Annotated in this window: 24 protein-coding genes and 1 CRISPR repeat array; of the genes, 20 read left to right on the forward strand and 4 right to left on the reverse strand. The window is 69.2% G+C overall.

Annotation, left to right across the window (positions count from 1 at the left end):
- Nucleotides 1–505 precede the first annotated feature (505 nt).
- The 8 genes from ACFYY6_RS28275 to ACFYY6_RS28310 all read left to right on the forward strand — a co-directional run bounded on the left by ACFYY6_RS28275 (nt 506) and on the right by ACFYY6_RS28310 (nt 4488).
- Nucleotides 506–1234, forward strand: coding sequence for a hypothetical protein (locus ACFYY6_RS28275; RefSeq protein WP_389196229.1), 729 nt, complete (start codon nt 506–508; stop codon nt 1232–1234).
- A 596-nt stretch (nt 1235–1830) separates the two neighbouring features.
- A complete protein-coding gene (locus tag ACFYY6_RS28280; RefSeq protein WP_389196231.1) occupies nt 1831–2160 on the forward strand; it encodes a hypothetical protein in 330 nt (109 codons plus the stop codon).
- A gap of 13 nt (nt 2161–2173) precedes the next feature.
- The gene (locus tag ACFYY6_RS28285; protein WP_389196233.1) at nt 2174–2488 is read left to right on the forward strand and encodes a hypothetical protein; all 315 of its coding nucleotides are present in this window, start codon (nt 2174–2176) and stop codon (nt 2486–2488) included.
- Nucleotides 2488–2718 carry a hypothetical protein gene (locus ACFYY6_RS28290; protein WP_389196235.1) on the forward strand — a complete coding sequence of 77 codons (231 nt, stop codon included), beginning with the start codon at nt 2488–2490 and terminating at the stop codon, nt 2716–2718. The genes ACFYY6_RS28285 and ACFYY6_RS28290 overlap by 1 nt, the downstream gene beginning before the upstream one ends.
- Entirely contained in the window at nt 2718–3662 is a 945-nt protein-coding gene (locus tag ACFYY6_RS28295; RefSeq protein ID WP_389196237.1) for an N-acetylmuramoyl-L-alanine amidase, read from the forward strand. The genes ACFYY6_RS28290 and ACFYY6_RS28295 overlap by 1 nt, the downstream gene beginning before the upstream one ends.
- Nucleotides 3662–3952: a hypothetical protein gene (locus tag ACFYY6_RS28300; RefSeq protein ID WP_389196239.1), complete on the forward strand. Its 291-nt coding sequence runs from the start codon at nt 3662–3664 to the stop codon at nt 3950–3952. Before ACFYY6_RS28295 ends, ACFYY6_RS28300 begins: the two co-directional genes overlap by 1 nt.
- Entirely contained in the window at nt 3949–4242 is a 294-nt protein-coding gene (locus ACFYY6_RS28305) for a hypothetical protein (protein ID WP_389196241.1), read from the forward strand. Before ACFYY6_RS28300 ends, ACFYY6_RS28305 begins: the two co-directional genes overlap by 4 nt.
- A gap of 54 nt (nt 4243–4296) precedes the next feature.
- Complete coding sequence (locus ACFYY6_RS28310) at nt 4297–4488, forward strand: hypothetical protein (protein WP_389196243.1); 192 nt, start codon at nt 4297–4299, stop codon at nt 4486–4488.
- Between the two features lie 127 nt (nt 4489–4615).
- Here the strand turns inward: ACFYY6_RS28310 and ACFYY6_RS28315 are convergent, their stop codons facing one another.
- The 3 genes from ACFYY6_RS28315 to ACFYY6_RS28325 form a co-directional block, all read right to left on the reverse strand.
- Nucleotides 4616–4789: a hypothetical protein gene (locus ACFYY6_RS28315; protein ID WP_389196245.1), complete on the reverse strand. Its 174-nt coding sequence runs from the start codon at nt 4787–4789 to the stop codon at nt 4616–4618.
- Between the two features lie 28 nt (nt 4790–4817).
- Nucleotides 4818–5150 carry a DUF6233 domain-containing protein gene (locus ACFYY6_RS28320; RefSeq protein ID WP_389196247.1) on the reverse strand — a complete coding sequence of 111 codons (333 nt, stop codon included), beginning with the start codon at nt 5148–5150 and terminating at the stop codon, nt 4818–4820.
- A 119-nt stretch (nt 5151–5269) separates the two neighbouring features.
- Nucleotides 5270–5506 (reverse strand): hypothetical protein, encoded by a 237-nt coding sequence (locus ACFYY6_RS28325; protein ID WP_389196249.1) that lies wholly within the window; start codon nt 5504–5506, stop codon nt 5270–5272.
- Nucleotides 5507–5743: 237 nt separating this feature from the next.
- Here ACFYY6_RS28325 and ACFYY6_RS28330 point away from each other — a divergent pair, with 237 nt between their 5' ends.
- From ACFYY6_RS28330 to ACFYY6_RS28375, 10 genes are all read left to right on the forward strand, one after another.
- Entirely contained in the window at nt 5744–6982 is a 1239-nt protein-coding gene (locus tag ACFYY6_RS28330; protein WP_389196251.1) for a helix-turn-helix domain-containing protein, read from the forward strand.
- Nucleotides 6983–7225: 243 nt separating this feature from the next.
- A complete protein-coding gene (locus ACFYY6_RS28335) occupies nt 7226–7537 on the forward strand; it encodes a hypothetical protein (RefSeq protein WP_389196253.1) in 312 nt (103 codons plus the stop codon).
- A 1-nt stretch (nt 7538) separates the two neighbouring features.
- Complete coding sequence (locus tag ACFYY6_RS28340) at nt 7539–8120, forward strand: hypothetical protein (protein WP_389196255.1); 582 nt, start codon at nt 7539–7541, stop codon at nt 8118–8120.
- A gap of 212 nt (nt 8121–8332) precedes the next feature.
- Nucleotides 8333–8710, forward strand: a complete 378-nt coding sequence (locus ACFYY6_RS28345; protein WP_389196257.1) for a hypothetical protein — start codon at nt 8333–8335, stop codon at nt 8708–8710.
- Between the two features lie 111 nt (nt 8711–8821).
- Nucleotides 8822–8983: a hypothetical protein gene (locus ACFYY6_RS28350; RefSeq protein ID WP_389196259.1), complete on the forward strand. Its 162-nt coding sequence runs from the start codon at nt 8822–8824 to the stop codon at nt 8981–8983.
- Between the two features lie 157 nt (nt 8984–9140).
- A complete protein-coding gene (locus tag ACFYY6_RS28355) occupies nt 9141–10832 on the forward strand; it encodes an asparagine synthase-related protein (protein ID WP_389196261.1) in 1692 nt (563 codons plus the stop codon).
- A complete protein-coding gene (locus tag ACFYY6_RS28360; RefSeq protein ID WP_389196263.1) occupies nt 10826–11089 on the forward strand; it encodes a PqqD family peptide modification chaperone in 264 nt (87 codons plus the stop codon). Before ACFYY6_RS28355 ends, ACFYY6_RS28360 begins: the two co-directional genes overlap by 7 nt.
- The gene (locus ACFYY6_RS28365; protein ID WP_389196265.1) at nt 11086–11511 is read left to right on the forward strand and encodes a lasso peptide biosynthesis B2 protein; all 426 of its coding nucleotides are present in this window, start codon (nt 11086–11088) and stop codon (nt 11509–11511) included. Before ACFYY6_RS28360 ends, ACFYY6_RS28365 begins: the two co-directional genes overlap by 4 nt.
- A gap of 6 nt (nt 11512–11517) precedes the next feature.
- Entirely contained in the window at nt 11518–12663 is a 1146-nt protein-coding gene (locus ACFYY6_RS28370) for a protein-L-isoaspartate O-methyltransferase (RefSeq protein WP_389196267.1), read from the forward strand.
- A 30-nt stretch (nt 12664–12693) separates the two neighbouring features.
- Nucleotides 12694–13005, forward strand: coding sequence for a DUF6087 family protein (locus ACFYY6_RS28375; protein ID WP_389196269.1), 312 nt, complete (start codon nt 12694–12696; stop codon nt 13003–13005).
- An 88-nt stretch (nt 13006–13093) separates the two neighbouring features.
- Here ACFYY6_RS28375 and ACFYY6_RS28380 read toward each other — a convergent pair whose 3' ends face one another.
- Nucleotides 13094–13351, reverse strand: a complete 258-nt coding sequence (locus tag ACFYY6_RS28380) for a DNA-binding protein (RefSeq protein WP_389196271.1) — start codon at nt 13349–13351, stop codon at nt 13094–13096.
- A gap of 138 nt (nt 13352–13489) precedes the next feature.
- Between ACFYY6_RS28380 and xerC the strand changes: the two genes are divergently transcribed.
- Entirely contained in the window at nt 13490–15136 is a 1647-nt protein-coding gene (gene xerC, locus ACFYY6_RS28385; RefSeq protein WP_389196273.1) for a tyrosine recombinase XerC, read from the forward strand.
- A gap of 888 nt (nt 15137–16024) precedes the next feature.
- Nucleotides 16025–16417: direct repeats of the CRISPR family, unit length 28 nt; unit sequence GTTGACCCCGCGCCCGCGGGGATGGTCC.
- A gap of 227 nt (nt 16418–16644) precedes the next feature.
- A complete protein-coding gene (gene cas3 / locus ACFYY6_RS28390; RefSeq protein WP_389196275.1) occupies nt 16645–19533 on the forward strand; it encodes a CRISPR-associated helicase Cas3' in 2889 nt (962 codons plus the stop codon).
- Nucleotides 19534–19625: the final 92 nt, after the last annotated feature.

Consider the following 19625-nt stretch of genomic DNA (forward strand, 5'->3'; position numbering starts at 1 on the left):
CGCCGGTCGCCCGACAACCCGCTCGGGGGTGCGCTCCGTGACTTGGACCGGCGTACGAGGTCGATCGAGAACCAGCCGAAGACTGCCTCGGTGCCGGGCCCTCCGGGCCCGCCGGGCGAGCCCGGCCCGGAAGGCCCGCCCGGCCCAGCCCCGGCCGTCGCAGTCGTCGTCACTGGCCACGACGGCCGCGCCACTTGGGCGCTTGCCCCAGCTCTTCCCGCGCCGCCCGTCATCAGCGCCCTCGCGGTTGACCCCGACCGGGGCACGGATGGGCCGCTGACCGTGACCGCGGAGACGGTCACCGGCGCCGAGGTGACCGTGCGGGTATGGCGGGCTCGGCCTGTCCTCGGACTCGGCCTGCTGCCCGCCGTCCCGGCAGCTGGGGTACATGTCCACCTGACCGCAACCCTGGCCCTGGCGCCCGGTACAGAGGATGACGCGCCGGGCGAGAGTTAGGCTCTTGGGAGTCGCTGGTTATGGGCCGGACTGGATTCCAATGGATGAGGTGAGTCCGGTAGCAAGTGTTTGCGCCTGTGGCGACTACTTCGAAGTCGATAAGACCGGCGAACTGTGCCTGAAGAAGGGCACCATGGGGCTCCGGCGTCAGATCGTCTACGGCACCCCCGGCACCTACACGTTCCGGAAGGCGAGTTATCCGTGGCTGGCCCGGGTGCGGGTCAGGGTCCAGGCGGGCGGCGGTGGTTCGGCCGGGGCCGATGCGGCGGCCAAGCAGTTGATCGCCCGCCCCGGCGGGAGCGGCGGCGGCTACTCGGAGTCCGTGATCGAGGTCGGGGCCCTCGGTTCCGTGGAGTCCATCGTGGTTGGCGAGGGCGGGGCCGGAGGCAGCGGCAACAACCCCGGCGCGGCGGGCGGCGCGTCCTCGTTCGGGGGCACCGTGACTGCGGTTGGGGGCAATCCTGGTACGGACGGCATGACCAGCGGGACATCGAACACGACATCGAATGGGATCAGTGCGCCACCGGCTGGGAAGGGTCAGATCACCAGCGGTGGCGGGGCGGGGGAGGGCGCGCTCCGCATGGGGGTGCGCGGGATGTCCGGCAGGGGCGGCGACTCCGTGATGGGGTTCGGCGGGTACGGGCGCACGACGTCCGGGACCGGCGGCACGTCCCGGGGGCGGGGCGGCGGCGCGGGCGGCGCGTTCAGCTCGGACGGGAAGAAGTACGACGGCGGGCCGGGTGGCGATGGGATCGTGATCGTCGAACTCTACGGGTAGCACGCCCAATCTCGAACGGCTGTACGGGGAGCGGTTACGCTGGAGGTGCCGCTGGTTTTGGGCCGGGCCAACTCTGACTTTGGAGTGGTTCAGTGGCCCGATGCGGGTGTGGCACAGACCGGTGCTCGTGCGTGTACGTCGCGGGCGAAGGCATTCAAATAGACGGCACAGGCAGCCCGTCAAATCCAGTGGTGATCACGGCGAAACCGACCCCGCTCGTCGTCGCCGATAGCAGCTGCATCACCCTGAGCGGCCAAGGCACCACCGCAGCCCCGCTCAGCGCCGCCCCGCGCCTGGACCCGAACCCAGCCAACCTTTTGGCGTGTGGCCCGGACGGCCTGCTCGTGGCGGGGGGCACGGGCGGGACTGTGGCGACCGGGTGCGGGCTGACGGGGACCGGGTCGACGGGTAGCCCGGTGACGGCTGCGGTGAGGACCTGGCCTCACCCGTGCAGCGTCGACGCGGTGGCGGGCGGTGTCTACTGCGATGGGTCTGGGGTACTGAGGTCTGAGCCGCGGACCAGGGTGTCGAACGCCGCGGCCACTGGGGACCAGGTGTACCCGGCCAAGGTGGTCCCGGCGGGGAGCGACGTTGTCGTGTCGACGCAAAAGCTCGCGATGGCGAATCCGGACGCCTGTCGCCCGGCCCTCGCCTGGGTGGTGGCGAGCATCGACGTTGATTTCACCCTCCCCGCGAACTCGTCGGCCGTCGCTGGAATCGGGAACGACGACATGCAGGCATTCGCGAACAGGGGTAGCACCACGGCCACAGCGGTGCACACGCAGGTGACCAAAACATGGCGCCGGAGTATCCCCGCCGGGGGAACCCTGACCGAGCCCTTGGAAATCACGATGGGGCGCGGTACGGGCGGGGCCACATACACCCGAATTCAGTGGTCGCTTCAGGCCCTCATCATCAGCGCCTAGAAGGAGTTGGCTCATGGACGAAACGCATTTCTACCAGCACGCTGACGGCTCGTACTCCACGGTGACGGTGAGTGGGGTGGAGGGCCCGGTCACGCCTCCCGAGGGCGCGGTGGAGATCACAGAGGCCGAGTACAACTCAGGTGTTGCCGCGATCGAGGCGGCGAATGCCGCGCAGGTTGCGGAGCAGGAGGCGGCCCAGCAGGAGCAGGCCCGCCAGGACTACGAGGCCCTGATCGCGGCAGGCATACCGCCGGAGACCGCCGCCCGCATGTCTGGGTACAACCCGCCGACCGAGGCCGCGCCCGAGGCGCAGGGGGAGGGGCGCTGATGCTTACTCCCGAGGACCTGGCCAACCGGTTCACCTACCACGCCCCTTCGACCCCAGAGCGTGCCGCAGCCCACGCCATGATCAGGGGTGCGTGCGCGGGGCTCGCCGCGCAGATCGCCGACCTGTGCCCCGAAGGGCGCGAGCAGGCACTGGCGGTCACCAAGCTCGAAGAGGTCATGTTCTGGGCGAACGCAGCGATAGCCCGCGCTCGGACGACGGAGGACGGCTGATGGCTGACCCGCTCAGCGCCGATCGGCTGCTCCAGGCGCTCCGTGCCGAGGGCGTCCGTGTCGTCGAGGTCGGTAACTGGCGTACGCGCAACCGTAATTCGAAGGGTGCGTGGGGCCCCGTCAACGGGTCGATCGTGCATCACACGGTCACCAGGGGCACCGCGTCCACCGTGGCCATGGTCCGTGACGGGTACTCGTCCCTGCCTGGCCCGCTCTGCCACGGGATGATCGCGAAGGACGGCCGGGTGCACCTGGTCGGCTGGGGCCGCGCGAACCATGCCGGGGGCGGTGACCCGCGGGTCCTGGAGCAGGTGATCGCCGAGTCGTACGGCAGCCGTCCGACCCCGCCGACGAAGGGCAACGCCAACGGGGCCGACGGCAACGCGCGGTTCTACGGCTGGGAGTGCGAGAACCTCGGCGACGGCAAGGACCCCTGGCCCAAGGCGCAGTACGACGCGATCGTCCGCGTCCAGGCAGCCCTGTGCCGGGCGCACGGCTGGTCGGCGAAGTCCGTCATCGGCCACCTGGAATGGAGCTCCGACAAGGTCGACCCCCGCGGCTTCACCATGGTCAAGCTGCGCGCCGACGTGGCCGAGCGTCTGAAGCACCCGGCGAACTGGAACCCGAACGAGGAGGACCCCATGGCGGGGATCACCAAGAAGGACATCTTCGACGCCGTATGGAAGACCGACGCGATCGCCGGCCCGACCGACGCGGCGGACCACAAGACGAACCCGACGTGGCAGGCACAGTCGATCCTCAAGGACATGCAGGCCCGCATCCGCTCCATGGATAAGGCCACTTCCGCGCTTACTGCGCAGGTCGCAGCGCTCGCCGCCGCAGTCGCTGCGCTCGCCCGAGATGGCGGGCTCCCGCTGGCTCAGGTCCAGGCCGCCGCCGAAGCTGGCGCGCAGGCCGCTCTCGACAAGCACCAGGGGGACTGATGCTGCCCTCCGTTTTCCGTACGCTCGTTCCGCTGCTCGCCGGGTGGATCATCGTTGCCCTGACGGGACTCGGTTTCTCCGTCGACTCCGGCAGCGTCCGGACCGCGGTGGCGTTCGCGGTCGCCGCCGCGTACTACCTGCTGTTCAGGTTCGTTGAGCGGGCCGTCGAGAAGCTCGGCGGGCCGGCCTGGTTGAAGGGCGCGGCGGGTGCGCTCCTCGGCTACGCCCGGCCCCCGCAGTACACGTCGACGGACGACGTGGCCGAGCTGATCAGGCAGAGCCGCCGATGAGTACGCCGCCGGAGCCGGAAGCGCAGGCCGTTGCGGTCGAGCTGGAGAGATTGCGAGGGACGGTCACGACGGGGTTCGCTGAGGTCAAGGGCAGCCTGGCTGTCCTCGTCGAGCGGTCCACACGTACCGAGCAGGACCTCGTACGGCTCCGCAACGACACACAGAAGTCCCTGGAGGCGCAGGGGGCCGAGATCGACGCGCTCAAGGCCCGGCGGTGGCCGCTCGGCATGGTCGGAGCAATGGCCGGCGTCCTGGGCGCCGCGACGGGGGCGATCGCCCTGTTCCGGTGAGCTGCCCTTCGAGACTGAGCACCCGCCCTCCCGCTCCGGGGCGGGTGCTCTGCCATGCTGGCGGTCGCGGACGACGGCCGGGACCTCGACGAGATAATCGCGACGGAACGGCTCATCCTCCCGACCGGCCCGGACCTAGTCAGCGAAGCGCTCACTGCGCAGTCGAACGCCCGCGCCCAGGCGTTGCAGGCCCGTATCGAGGCCGCCATCGTGAACCACTGTGCCGAGGCGCATCCCGGCCGCTGACCCGGGCACGGGCGATGTCCGCGCCCGTCTCTACGGTGATCGTGTCCTTTTCCGTATGGCTGCTGGCTGCTTGCTATCGACTGGACCTGACGCCCTCGCTCGACAGTCTGAGCGGGGGCGTCGCACGTCATGCCGTCTGGTCGACGTTGTCCTGTACGAGGCTGGCCCATGCGGTGAGGAGATGCCGGTACTCCTCCGCGCGGTGCGGTGTGGCGGGCTGGCCCATGAGGTCGCGGATTCGGGCGTTGACGTCGTCGAGGGCAAGGGACGCCAGGCCGTCGGGCCGGGGAGGGGTTGGCATACCTGAACAGTACGGGCCGCCAGCCGCGCTACTCCAGGAGCCCGAGCTCGGTGTCCGGGCGGCAGTGAATGCAGGCGCGGACGCCTGCGACGAGGGCCTGGAGCGCCTGCTCCCTGGTGACTCCGCGAGCGTTCTTCGCCATGTGGCAGCCGCCGACGTGCACCGCGACGGGCGGGGCGCCCTGGCCGATGCCGCGTTCGACCATCCAGTCAGGGGTGGGCGGGTGCCGTTCCTCGCCGCGCTTCTGTTCGGCCGCCCGCTGCTCGGCTGTTGAGATCGCCTCGTCCACGGCGCGCAGGCACATGGCATGCCAGGCCCGGAGGGTTCGGAGGCGCGCCAGATCAGGCGGAAGGTCGATCACGTGTTCGATAATAGGCTTGCTCGGTAAGAGGCGCCTCATCGGGCATGGGCGTGCCAGACTGCAAGCGGCCCCGCCGCGTCCCCCGTCGGCGGGGCCGCCCCATTCCTGGCTGCTGGGCGTTAGGGCTCCTCGCCCGGGTCCGCCTCCGGCTGCTGCTGGGCAGCCTCCTTCGCCGCCATCTCCAGCTCGTGCCGATCCTGGCCTGAGGCTTCGGCCGTCACGGCGGCCATGAATTCCTCGGCGGCCTTCCGCCACGCCTCCCAGGTCTCTTTCGTGTACGTGCCGCTCAGCGCCTTCCGCCTGGCCTCTGCGGAGGCGCGCGCCAGCCTGATCAGTTCATCACTCGGTTTCGCCACGCTGCGGATCGTAAGCCTGCCGCGGGCCGGCCCCCCGGTTGGGGGCCGTGCGACGTGGGTCTCCGAGACGTGCCCTCGGCATGCGATGGCCCTCCAGGGGGTTGTGCGCTTGGCCCAGGTCTGCGAGGCGGGGCAAAGCGAAAGGGCCCAACGGCATTAGCTCGTAAGGCCCTTCGCCGGTACTGATCCGCGTCTCGGGAGTACCGTTCCTAGTGGACGCTAGGAATGGAGACAAGCATGCCACGTTGGAGTGAATACACGACCGGCGAGCGCATCAAGATCCTTCGAGGGAAGAAAATCCGGCAGACGGATCTCGCGGAAATGACCGGCCTGTCGCTGGTCACGATTCAGGCTGCTGAGCAGGACAAGCGGCTCACCTTGCAGACGCTCATGAAGATCGCTGCTGCGGTGCGCGTGGACACCTCCGTCATTCTCGGCCAGCAGGAGCCGCGACGGGCCATGGACGTCGAGGACCGGGTCACCATGCGTGAACTGTCCTGCGCCGTCCACGACACGGCTGTTGGGCTGCTCCCGGCCGGGGTTACCGCGCCGGGAGCAGCAGAGCTCCGGCAGGCCACGAACCGGTGCTGGGGCCTGTACTGGGAGGGGTCCTACGTGGAGGCCGGTGCGGTCGCGGCGATGCTCCTCGCGGAGGCCAGGGCCCACGTGCACGAGCAGCCTGCTGACGCGCAGTCCGAGGGATGGGGGTTCGTCGCCGACGCCTACCGGCTCGCCGCGTACGTAGCGAACCTCATGGGATCCAGGGACCTGGCGTATGCGGCGATCGGCCACGCGCAGCAGGCAGCGGACCGGGCGGCAGACGGCATGCGGGCAGCCCTGGTGACGTCGGGCCGGTCCTGGATCTACCTGCGGGACGCGCGGCTGGACGAGGCGCTCGTCCTGGCGGAGAAATCGGCCCTCGACATCGAGCCCCGGTTCTCGAGGGCGACGGTGGACGAACTGTGCGCGTACGGCAGTCACGTTAACTTCGCGGCGGTCGTCGCCTCGCGGATGGGTAACGGGGACCGGGCCGCGGACTATCTGTCGCAGTCCCACGCGACGGGTGCCCGCATGGGGGCCGAACGTCGAGCCCATGGCACGCTCTTCGGCCCGGTGTCGGCGACGACGCAGGCAGTCGGCGTGAACGTGGCTCTCGGACAGACCGGGAAGGCGCTCGCGCTGATCGACTCGATCAAGGACGTGTCGGAGCTCTCCGGCGCAGCTCGCAACCGGTACGCCATGGACAAGGCGATGGCGCAGGCAGACGCGAAGATGTACGACGCGTCGCTGGACACCCTGGAGGAGACTCTGCGTGCTGCTCCCGGGTGGGCGCGTCATCAGACGCTGCCGTCCGTGATCGTGCAGAAGGTCGGGCGGGCCAGTACGGCTCGGCTGCGCCGGGTGTCGAAGCTGATCGGCTTAGTCCCGGCAGGGGTGGGCAGTTACATGCCCGCCACCGCAAAGACGGCGCTGTAAAACTCGTACGTCCCGTACGAGTTGTGACGCACGGTCCCTCTTCGTCACCGCGCCCCGTACGACTCGCTGCCTGATGAATCGGCAGAGTCGTACGGGGCGCTTCTTCATGCCAAGGCCCTTTGGGAGGACGGTATTTACATGAACCGGACCCCACAGCAACGGGCTCGCCGATCGGCTATTGCGGAGGCCGCAGACAGCGGACTTCGTGAGGCGCCTGGCGCGCGTATCCCCCGTGTCCGAGTCGTGCTGTACGACTGCCAGCCGACGCCCCGAAGCGGCCGGTCGCTGGTTTCGCACCGCAAGTTCGCTGCGGCGCGAGACTGGACGATCGTCGAGGAACTCTCCGACACGGCGCCCCTCGGAACGCCGGCGATGCGGGCGCCTCTCTGGCCGCGCGTAGCCGAGCTGATCGATTCCGGTCAGGTTGACGGGGTCGTTACCTCCGCCTGGGGTGCCAACGACGAGGTTCAGGGCTGGCTGCTGGAGCGCCACGCCTTCACCGCGTGCATTGGCGCGGTGCCCAACGCCTCGGTCAGCCTGCCGGAAGCAGGCTGACGTGAGCCGATCCGCGATGAGCTTCCACCACCCCGACTCCAGTAGACGTCCCGTGTTCGTGCACTCCAGGAGAGACCGGGAGTTGGCGGTCAGCCACTGGCTGCTCAGCGCGGCTCCGGACCTGGGTGAGGCCCGCGCCCAGTGGGCGAAGACGGGCATCGCGCTCCTGCGATGTGGCGGAGTGTTTACCGCGGTCCGTATCGAGGCTGACATCGTGCAGGCTGCCGCCGGCACCGAGGACCCCGAGCGGATCGGCGTCTATCTGAAGCGCTGCCTCCAGGGCGGTCCCGTGTTCATCGACACGTCCTCTCGGCGGTACTACGTGCTCGTCCCGGCGAGCACGCAGTGGGTCGGCCGTGTGGTGCCGGGTGTCGAATGCCTCGGCCCCGGTTGCTTCCTCGGCGTCCCGCACCCGCAGCGGACCGAGCCGGACCTGTCCCGCTCCTACTGGTGTGTGCCGATGGACGGCCCCGGAGCCCTGTGCAGCCCGGATGCTGTCTCGCAGCTCGTCGCCTACGGCGCCTACCAGCGAGGTGCCCGGGAGCGCCTGGCGGTGGAGGCGGAGGCGGACGGTCATGGATGAGGCGGCCGTGGACGCTGCGGAGTCGACGTACCGAGCGCTGTTGGGCCACACCCTGGCGTGTGCGGCCTGCCGTGTCGGTGCGCCGTGCGAGAAACGGCGTGCGCTCAGGCGCGCGTGGAGATTCTTTTGTCAGCGCGACAGCCGGGCGCCTTCAGAGCAGGGCCGATGACCACGGCGCCCGCGTGTCTCACCTGCCCGAGGAATGGAGAGCCGTGACGAGCCCCCTGAACACTGAAGCCGTCCGGCGGGACTGTGCCGAGGCGATCGCGGTGGCAGTCGACGCCCTGACCGATGGGTCGGAGCCGCCGGCCGCAGTGGTGGAGCGACTACGGGAAGCCTTGTCTGGTCACGTGCGAGAGCAGGTCGACGCGGTCAGAGAGAGATTCGCCGACGCTGCACCCGGGCCACTGCGCGACATTGTCACCAAGACGCTCACCATCGCGGAGCACGTCCTTGCCGTGCCCGTGCAGGGCGGTGTGGCGGACCTGCTGGTCTCGCCCCAGGTGGCTCGGTTCCTGCTGCTGATGCACGAGGAGGCGGAGGTGTTCGGTGCCTCGCCCGAGGTGCCTGTGCCTAGCACCCGCGCTTGACCCTGAGACGTCCCGGAGGCGCCACGGATGTGGTGGTCGCTCCGGGCTGCTTGAAGCGTGGTGCGCAACCTGCAATCCACGTGCACACCCATCGAGATGAAGGAGAAGAGCATGATGCAGACCGAGCAGAGGGCGCCCGGCGGCACCGTTCCCGTCGTGGCCTACGAGCCGCCGGCCGCGACCCTGGTGGGGACGCTGACCTCGCTGGCCGAGGGCTCGTACTCCACGGGGCAGAGCGACGACGGCGACTACCACACCGTGAAGTGGCAGTGACGTGCGCTTAACGCTCGCTGAGTGGTTCGCCGTGCTGCCGGGGGTTTCCTCGGCAGCACGGCGGGCCACCGCCTGTCTGAGAGACGCTGACCCCTGTGCCCAGATCCTGGCCCAGCGTGGAGGGCAGCCCTGGATCATCGGCCGCTCCACCCGGCCCGTGACCGTCGTGCACACGGCCCGGGTGTCCGCGGCACTGATAGGACCACATGGTGTCGACGAGAAGGAACTGGCCCAGGCGCTGTCTGCGGCCGTCGTCGGCGGCACGGTCACGGCGCTGATGCGCGGGGCCGGCAGCTACCACGCTGTGATGGCCGTCGGCCGCGAGATGTGGGTGTGCGGGGATGCGGCCGGGATGCGGCCGGTGTTCTGGGCCCGGATCGCCGACACGGTAGTGCTCGGCGATCACGCCCGGCCGCTGGCCGAGGCCGCCGGGGCAGTCACCACCGACACCGCGCACCTCGCGCTGCACCTGATTGGCCCGGTCCCACCCCTGGCACTGGCAGAGTCCGGCTCCACCCCCTACGAGGGCGTGCACGCGGTTCCGCCCGGCAGCGTCGCATACGTCGAGAACGGGGAGCGGGTGACGGTGCGACGGTGGTGGACGGTCCCCGACGATGAACGCACCCTGCCCGAAGCGGCCCCCGTGCTGCGGGACGCGCTGCGCCGTGCAGTGGCCGTTCGCACCGCCAGCGAGCCGGTGGTGGGCTGCGAACTGTCGGGAGGCGCCGACAGCACCGCCGTCTCCGCCCTGGCCCACGCTCATGTCGGCAGCGAACGGCTGGCCAACTTCACCCGGGTACCGGCCGACCCGGGCAACGACGACACCGACTGGGCCCGCCGTCTGGTGGCCGAGTCCCAGCCCGGAGTCCGGCACGACATTCTCGGAGTGGGCGCCCTCCCCGGCCAGTTCGAAGGCATGGACGTGCCGTTCGTACTGGACGCGCCGTCGCCCTCCGCGGCGAGTCCGCTGCGGTCGGCCTTCTGGTGGCGTCACGTGGCTGGGGCCGGGGCCAGGGTGCTGCTGTCGGGAAAGGGCGGCGACGAGATGACGCTCACCCCGGCCCCCTACCTGGCGCATGCCCGTGGCCGTGACCGGCGCACCGCGCGGCAGCACGCGCGGGGCTGGGCCGCTCTGCGCGGGGTGCCCGTCAAGCAGATCCGGGAACAGGCCGCGGCACCGGGCCCCTTCACGGACTGGCTCGCCAACTGCCTCGCCAGCAGCGATGAGCCGTCTTTCGGGTGGGAGGCCCGTCCGTCTCTTCCGCCGTGGCTCACCCACCAGGCTCGCACCGTGCTGGCCGACTTGGTGAGCACCGTGGCGGCGGGCGCGGAGCCGCTGCACGAACGGCCGCATCAGCACACTGCGGCAGCAGCGATTCGGGCGCTGGCCCGCTGGAACCGGCTCCAGGCCGACGCGGGGGCGGCGTTCGGCATCCACCTCGGGTACCCGTTCGCCGATCAGCAGGTCATCGAGGCCGCTCTCGCGACCCGCGGGGAGGCCCGTACCAGCCCGTTCCAGAACAAGCCGCTGCTGACGGCGGCGATGCGCGGCATCGTGCCCGCCGCCAACCTGGCCCGCCGCACCAAGGGCGGCTACAGCGCCGACACCGAGGCAGCGGCAGCCGCCGCGCGGGAGACGTTCCTCCTGCTGCTCGGCCCCGACTGCCAGCTCGCCGAGCACGGCCTCATCGACGTTGCTCGTCTCCGGACGGATCTCGACAGGTGGGACCAGGCGGACGCCCGGACGGATCTGCTGCTGCACCTGACCGTGATGTGCGAGATCTGGGCCCGCACAGCGAGCAACCGCCCCTTGCCCACCCTCGTTCCCTCTGTGGAGGCGCGATGCTGACCCTGGCAACCGGAGCACAGATTGTGACCGACCCCGCTACCGGACGGGGCACCCTCGTCACACCCGACACCCGCGCGTGGACCCTCAACCCCTCCGCGGTCGTGGCCCTCACCGAGCTCGCGCGCGGCGGCACCGTCGCCGACGTTGAACGCCAGCTGGTCCACCGCTGGCCGGATGTCCCCGTGGCACGCCTCCGGACCGACCTGGACACCCTCATCGGCGCCCTTCAGGAGGCCGGGGCGGTGACGCGCCAGTGAGCTTTCCCGTCGCACTGCCACCCCGCATCAAGCTCAGCCCGTGGCAGTACGTACTCGCCCGCGCGGACGGAATGACCGCCCGGTGGGTCACTGCGAACACGCCCAGACTGAATCGTGCCCTGGCCGTGATCCAGCAGGGAGCCGGCCGCCTCTCCACCGCAGCGGAGACCGAGCACGCCGTGCTCGCGGTCTGCACCGCGGACCTCCGCCTCGGCGGTACCCGAGCCTGCCTGCCTCGCTCGGTCGCCGCCTTGCTGTACTGCCGCGCCCAGGGCCACACCCCTTCCCTCGTGATCGGCATCCAGCCCGGCACCGCCCAGGTTCACGCCTGGCTGGAGGCCGACGGCCGGCCCGCCGGGGAACCGAACGACCCGACCCGTATCTACACGCCGATCATTCGCTACAACCCGCAGGAGAAGTGACCGCCCATGACCGTGACTGTCGACTGGGTGCCCATGGCCCGAGCTCTGACCACCGACCTCCGGGCGAAGGGTGCGATCCGGTCCGACGCGGTGGCTGCGGCGATCGAAGCCGTCCCCCGGCATGCGTTCCTCACGGGGCACTACGCCACTGGTCAGCACACCCGGGTCAACCCGGACCAGCCGGACGCCGAACTGCTCGCCCTCGCGTACGCCGACCGCGGCATCATGACCCACATCCCCGCCGACGACGCCGGCGGATTCTCCAGCACCTCCCAGCCCTCCATCGTCGCCAAGATGTTGGAGGCCTCCCAGCTGCGGCCCGGGATGCGTGTGCTGGAGATCGGGGCTGGCACCGGCTGGAACGCCGCGCTGATCGCCCACATCACCAAGGCGGACGTCCACACCGTCGAGGTGTCCAGCCTCGTCGCCACCGAGGCCAGCGCCGCGCTGGCCCGCGCCGACGCCCCGAACGTCACTGTTCACACCGGGGACGGATACGTCGGGCACCCGGCCGGCGGCCCCTACGACCTGATCGTCGTGACCTGCGGGATCGCCGGGATCGCCCCGGCATGGCTCGACCAGCTCGCCCCGGACGGCTGTGTCCTGGCACCCGTCGCGCACGGTGGTCTCCACCCCCTGCTCAGGGTCACCCGCACCGCCGACGGCCCCGTCGGGCAATTGGTGGTGAACGCGGATTTCATGCACGCCTGCGGCCCGCTCTACGCCGGGGCCACAACGTCGCCAGCTACGCGCAGCCGTGACTTCCCCGTCCCGGACCCCGCCGACGCTCGTCCGCGCGCCGTCCTTGAGGGCCTGGACCCGCGCGGCGACTACGTGGATCTGTGGATGCACCTGGCGGCCCACGACACGCGCACCACCTGCGCCGGTGCCGAGGGCACCACCGACTACACCGGGTGCGCATTGGTCGACGCCGACGCCGACGCTGCGGTGTTTGTCCAGCCTGGCGGGCTCCACCTCACCCCCGGCCGCGCCTCCCAGGCACTCGCCGACCAGGTCGAGCAGTACGTCACGGAGTGGATCCGTACCGGCCGCCCCGAGCTCACCGCCTGGACGTGCTCGCTCACCCAGGCGGGGAATGCGGACATTCCACTCCTCGCCCCTGCCGACTGGCAGCTGTACCAAGGCAACTGACGACATCAGGAACAAGGAAAGGGGAATCCGGTGGCCGACGAGCCGTTGGACGAGTGGGCCGCGCGCCGGGATGCCCGCCGTCCCGCGCCTGGCGCACGCAGGGCTGTTCCTCTCGGTGAGGGCCCCGCGCGGGGTGGGCACGTCGACCCGGATACGGCCCGCGGGATGCTGGAGTGGGACGGCCACCAGTGGGTCCCCTCCGGTGTGGCCGAAGGCCATGCCGCGGCCGTGGAGGAGACCGCCCCCCAGAACGCGGCGGAGCGTGTTCGTCTTCCGCGGTTCGGCGCGCTGCCCCCTGCTCCGGAGCCGTGGCGGCCCACCGAGGAGTTCTGGCGCCCCTGACCTGACCCGAGAACGCAGCGGGCCCGGCCTCCGGAAGGGTGGGAGGCCGGGCCCGCGCGTGGGGGATGGAAAGTGGCTCAGTGGGTGGTCAGGGCGCGGCCGGTCCGGCGGAGTGGTCCGCAGGAGCCTGCACTTGGAGGACACGCAGCAGGTCGGCGGTGACGACGCGGTATCGCCGTGCGCCAGCCTTGATGACCTTGCAGGGGAAAGCGTCGGATCGGACGAGCATGTAGGCGGTGTCCCTGCAGATGCCCATGGCCCGGCCTGCGGTCGCGACGTCAACCGTTGGCGGCAGCTTGAGCAGATCCGCCGTCGTCAGAGCATCGGCGTTCAGCAGTTCCGACATGGGCGCTACTCCCTCAAAATGATTGCGCGCAACTACGCACTACTGCGCACTACTGTGCGCTACTGTTTCGTACAGTATCGGACTGGTTGCTACGGAACAACACGCAGCTACGTTGTTGAGCACTTCCAGGGAGGGAACATGGCTGGGCCGCGACGAGCCGGCGGGATCACGAAACGGTGCGAGTGCCGTGGAGGTGACGGGCGCAGGTTAGGGGGGCGGTGCCCACAGCTCACGAAGCGCAACCACGGCACCTTTCAGTTGAGGCAGGAGTTGCCAGCCGCTGCTGACGGCACGCGTCGTGTGTTCCGCCGGACCGGGTACGCGCAGGTCAAGGAGGCTCAGGGGGATCTCGACAAGGTCCGCAGGCTCCTCGACCTCGCCGGCGATGACGAGTTCTACGCGCGGCAGATCGGCGATCTGCTCGTGGAGGTCCAGAGCGACCGTGCGGACATTCCTGATGCTGCCGAGGTGAAGCGGCGCCTGGCCGGAGGGGTAGCGCTCGACAGCGATACGACGGTGGGCGAGTGGCTGGATACGTGGCTCGCGGCGAAGAAGACGAAACGGCGCACGACGAGCGGCTATGAGTCGCACATCCGTGTGCACCTACGGCCGGGTGTCGGGCACTACCGGCTCGACCGGTTCAACGTCGGCCACGCTCAGGCGTTCTTCGACAACATAGACGAGCAGAACGAGGTGATCCGCGCCGAGAATGAGCGGCGCCGCGAGCAGGAAGCGCGCTGCCGGTGGCGGTCGGGGACGAAGGGCGGCCGACCGTCTCCGGAGGTGTCTGCGCGCCTGGCGGTTGAGCGGGAGAAGCTCAAGGCCATGCCTCCGTACCGGAAGGAGACCGGGCCCGCGACGCAGCAGCGGATACGGGCGACGCTTCGGGCCGCGCTGAATGGGGCGATCCGGAAGCAGTTGATCACATTCAATCCGGCCGAGTGGGTGGAGCTCGCGTCAGGGAAGCGGCCGAAGGCGAAGCTGTGGACGCCGCAGCACGTCGAGCACTGGCAGCGGACCGGCGAGAGGCCGTCACCGGTCATGGTCTGGACGCCTGAGCAGCTCGGCCAGTTCCTCGACGAGGCCGAGTCGTCGCGCTTGTACGCCTTCTACCACCTGATCGCGTTTCGTGGTCTACGCCGCGGTGAGGGTGTCGGGCAGGAGTGGTCGTACGTCGACCTGGACGCCGGTCTCATCACGCCGTCGAAGAACCTTGTGGTCGATAACTGGGCGGTCTTCGAGGATGCCCCGAAGACGGAGGAGTCGCAGTCGACGATCGCACTTGATTCGCTGAACGTGGCCGTTCTGCGCGAGCACCGTGCGCGGCAGCTCGTCGAGCGCGACGAGTGGAACCGGCACGCCGCCGCCGAGCGGGCCAAGGGGAAAGACGTCGCGGACTGGGTCGACAGGGGGAAGGTGTTCGTCGACGTCGATGGGACGTGGCTGCACCCGGAGAAGGTCAGCGAGGAGTTCCGGCGGATCTACCGGCGGGCGGGGTTGCCGCCCATCAACTTGCGCGACCTGCGGCACCTGGCGGCGACGCTCGTGCACGCCGGTGGTGGCGACATTCACGCGGTGAAGAAGGTGCTGCGGCACACGACGATCCAGCTCACCTCGGACACCTACACCGAGCTGCTCGAAGACGTCGACCGGGACATTGCGGAGAGGGCTGCGGGCCTGGTCCCGCGCGCCCGGCGCGGAGCGGAGAACGAGCCAGTCGAGCAGGCCGAGCAGGCCGAGGACGGGTCTGGGGAAGAGGAGGACGGTACCGAGGAAGACGCCTAGGCTGTTCGGTGAGTGCACGTGAAGGGGTCTGTCGCCGCAGGTGGCAGGCCCCTTCTGCTCGCCCGCTGCTCGCCCGAACGCTTCATAACGCGCTCGTACGCGATCACACAGGATCGGATTCCAAGCGTTACCGTGAGCGTGCGGCACGTCGCTGACCTGCACTGAACCGCATAGGGTCGTACTGGATCACACAAGACCGCATGAAGTGCCGCAACGGGGGAGCGGACTCATAATCCGTCGGCCGTGGGTTCGAGTCCCACCCGCCCCACCGAGTATCCCCAGGCAGAATCGTTCTGACCTGGGGAAATGCGTCTTTGTGGGGGTGTTTTGTGTGCAGCGGATGCCTCACGGTGGTGCAGCGAATGTGATTCTTTGCGGATCAATGAGGTCCCTTGGGCGGCTGTGACCTGGGCTTTTGCGGTGACGCGTGGATGGGAGCGTCGTTTGACGGTCCCACCCGCCCGTCGTGGACTGTTCTGCCAGCGTGGATTCCGGGAGATCGAGGCTGACGGGCCCGCACCGAGAGCGGATCGACGGCAGGTTCCGCACCGGGGATTCTGGGCTCTGGCCGTCATGAGTTTCCGCGGCGGAGGTGTCGATCGCGTGGGTCAGACCGGGGCTGGAGGTCGAGCCAAGTTCCAGGCGCCCCGGTTGCGAAGACTGTGCGAGCGCACAGCGCGCACGGCAACGACGAAGGCCGACGTGGAGCTTGTTTATCCGTGCTCACCGCTGGCCCGGCATCGTGCGTGGTGTGATGGGTCCGTCCCTTCCAGCGGAGGTCTATGGGTGCCCTGGGCGCTGGAGCGGATGTTGGCCCAGGCCGGCCCGCCTCAGAAGCAACCAAATGAAAATGGCCACTCCACTCAGTAAAGTCCCAGCTCAACAAGTGTTGACCCCGCGCCCGCGGGGATGGTCCCTGGCGGGCCCGCGCCGAGGAGACACACGATGAGTTGACCCCGCGCCCGCGGGGATGGTCCTGATCGGGATCACCCGTGGATCGCTGTCCCAGCGTTGACCCCGCGCCCGCGGGGATGGTCCCGCCCCGGACTCTCGAAGGTCGGACATCATCGGGTTGACCCCGCGCCCGCGGGGATGGTCCGGGGGTCTGTGAGCAGCAACAGGGCGAGGAGGGGTTGACCCCGCGCCCGCGGGGATGGTCCGAGTGGGCGCACTCGCCAACGACGCCAAGTTCGTCGACCCCGCTCCCGCGGGGATGGTCCGGGGCTCCAGTCCCAACAGGCGGCGATTGAACGGCCGCCCCCGCGCCCGCGGGGATGGTCCGGTCGAGGTGCTGCGCGGCCCGGTGCGCGGGGAGAACGCCAACCTGGTTTACGACACGTTGAGCGCCGTGCCTGCCGGGGCAACCGTCTATTGCTACGGCCTTGCAGGATGCGCCTGCGGGGATTGTGGCTTTGCCCCCAGAGACCTGAGTGTTTCCGCAGCTGAGCCATGTTGTCAGTGGTGGCCTTTACGCTCTGGAACTCAGTTCTGGATGAGCGTGCGGGGACATGGTGGATCTTCAGGAGTTAAGTGGGCGTTACGAGCCATTCGAGGTCAGGGCGCTGGAGACTATGTGGGGAAAGTCGCGGGAGCGGGCAGGGGGTAGCACGAACCTTCTGATGGCGCACCTCTTGGATACCGCGGCGGTTGCGGAGCTGCTGTGGGACAGCTTCCTTGCGCGTTCGACACGGTCGGCGCTGGATGAGGTTGCAGGTGGGCCAGGGCAGGGACGACGGTTATTTGCCTGGTTGTGCGGGGTTCACGACTGCGGTAAGGCGACGCCGGCACATCAGCGATTGTGGCCGGAGGGTGCGGACGCTGTGCGTCGGTCGGGGCTGACGTGGGTTGAGACGGCTGCTGTGGCGGGGGCGAAGCAGCAGAAGCGTTGGCGTCACGACTGGGCCGGCGGGCTGGTGGCGCGAGAGTTGCTGGCCGATGCTGGGTGGGATGCGGAGCAGTTGGACTGGGTGTGGCCGTTGGTGGCTGGCCATCATGGTGCGTTTCCTTCGCTTCGGGATGTGCAGGAGCCTCGTTCGGCGAAGGGGCAGTTGCGGGGGAGGGGAGTGTGGCGTCGGGTTCAGCAAGCGTTGCTCGATGTGTTCACCCAGGAGGTCGGGTTCGGAGCGCTCTACGGGGTGGAGCCGGTGGTGGTTCCGCCCAGGGCGCTCCAGCTGCAGCTCAGCGGCCTGGTAGTCATGGCGGACTGGATCGCGAGTGACGAGCGTTTCTTCGTGGGGATCGATGATTTGTGGGAGGTGAGTCTGGACGCTTCCCGTGAGCGGGCGGCGTCGGCGTGGCAGGCTCTGGGGCTGCAGGGCGGTTGGGGGGCTCTGGACGTGCCAGGGCCCGAGGCGTTCCGAGACCGGTTTGGGTGTGCGCCCCGGCCCTCGCAGGCGATGGTGGTTGAGGCGGCTCGTCGAATGGGCGGTCCGGGGCTTGTGGTGGTCGAAGCGCCGATGGGCGAGGGAAAGACGGAGGCAGCTCAGGCCGCGGCGGAAGTCCTGGCGGCCAGGTTCGGCGCGGATGGCGTGTTCGTGGGAATGCCGACCCAGGCGACCAGTGATCCCATGTTCACCCGCACGCGTCGGTGGGTGAAGGCAATCGAGGAGCAACTTGCGTCCCGGGTAGTACTGCTGCACGGCAAGAGGGCTTTCAACCGGGAGTGGAAAGCTCTGCTGGAGAACGCAGGGGCGTATGCGGACGAGGCATTCTGCGGGGTGGACGAGTTCGGGTTGGATGACGACCCATACGGCATTGAGCCCGAGGTGCGCCGCGTGCCGGAGCGGCAGGCGCCTGCTGAGTGGTTTCTGGGGGCGAAGCGTGGACTGCTGGCCCCGTTCATGGTCGGTACGGTCGATCAGCTCCTGTACGCGGCTACCCGTACACGGCATGTGATGCTGCGGATGGCGGGCTTGGCCGGCAAGGTCGTGATTCTGGACGAAGTGCACGCGTGTGACATCTACATGAGCCAGTTTCTGCGGGAGGCGCTGCGCTGGCTGGGCCAGGCCGGAGTGCCGGTGCTCATCCTGTCGGCGACGCTCGCCCCCGTACAGCGCCAAGCATTGGTCGAGGCTTACCTGACCGGTGCAGCGTCGCGTGAGGAGCTCCGGGTCGAGGTGCCGAAACCATCGGGGTACCCGAGTGTCACAGCGGCGTGGTTGCCCGCCTCGGGGGAGCCACAGTTCCACGTGGATGCTACGGACAGCTGGCGCGAGGACCTCGGCGTGGCGGTTCGGGTAGTGCCCGAGGCAGTGCCTGGTGCTCGGTCCTCCCGTGTGGAGCGGGAGCGGTTGCAGGGCGAGGCGGATGCGAGGGTGGGGGACCTGTTGGCGAGCGAACTCGTCGCCGGAGGGACCGCGCTCGTCATCCGTAACTCCGTTGCGCGGGCGCAGAGTCTCTACGAGGAGCTGCGTGGGCGGTTCGGTGATGACGAAGTGCGCCTTCTGCACGCCCGTTTCACGGTTGCCAGGCGTGCCGATCTGACGGAGGAGAGCCTGCGTCTGCTGGGTCCGCAGACGCCGCGGTCCCGGGGTGGCCGGTTGATCCTGGTGGCAACTCAGCTTGCTGAGCAGTCCTTCGACGTCGATGTCGACATGCTGGTCACGGATCTGGCACCCGTCGATCTCCTGCTGCAGCGCGTAGGGCGCCTGCATCGGCATGAAAACACATGGCGCCCGGACAAGCTGCGCGTGCCACGGGTGTTCGTTACCGGGTTCGAGCCGCGTGAGGGCCGTGAACCGGCGTTCGCGTTTGCCAGCGAGATGATCTACGGGCGTCATCTGCTGCTGCGAACAGCTGCTGTGCTGCCCGACGCAGGCGAAGTGTGGTCGGTTCCAGAAGATGTTCCTGGGCTGGTGGAGACGGTGTATGGGGCGGACGCGTCGCTGCTGCCCGATGGGTGGCAGGAGGCCGGTGAGGCTGCCTGCCGGGAGCAGGAGGACCAGGACCGGGCCCGTGCCGAGGAGGCGCAGCAGTTCTTGCTGACTCCGCAGGGTGAGCATGAAAGGCGGACGTTGGCGGGTCTGCACTACGGCGGATCGACCGCGGGCAGTGACGAAGGTTCGTTGCAGGCGGCGGTTCGCGACGGTGATGAGTCCATTGAGGTCGTCTTGGTGATCCGGGAGAAGGACGATGCGGTCTTCCGGACGCTGGCGGGCCGAGCCTTGAGTATCAACGGCGATGTGGCACCGGATGTGCTGGACGAGGTGTTGGGCTCGGTTGTGCGGCTGCCGTCGAAGCTCACCCAATCTGCTTCGGAGTTGGGGCCGTTGCCCGGCTGGCACGAGCATCCGTGGTTGCGTCGGAGTCGTGCGCTGGTGCTGGACGCTTCGCGCACTGCTCAGCTGGGCGACGTCACGGTGTCGTACGACGACGAGTTCGGGCTCCGTCAGGTGTAGAGGCTTCGATGACCGGTGCGCGGCTGCAGTTGGGCTCAAGCGGTGCGGCGAGCCGCCGGGCTGACGCCCGGCGGCTCAGTGCCCCGCGTGGC

It is taken from the genome of Streptomyces sp. NPDC001750 (assembly GCF_042892615.1).
In the GTDB taxonomy this organism is placed as follows: Bacteria; Actinomycetota; Actinomycetes; order Streptomycetales; family Streptomycetaceae; genus Streptomyces.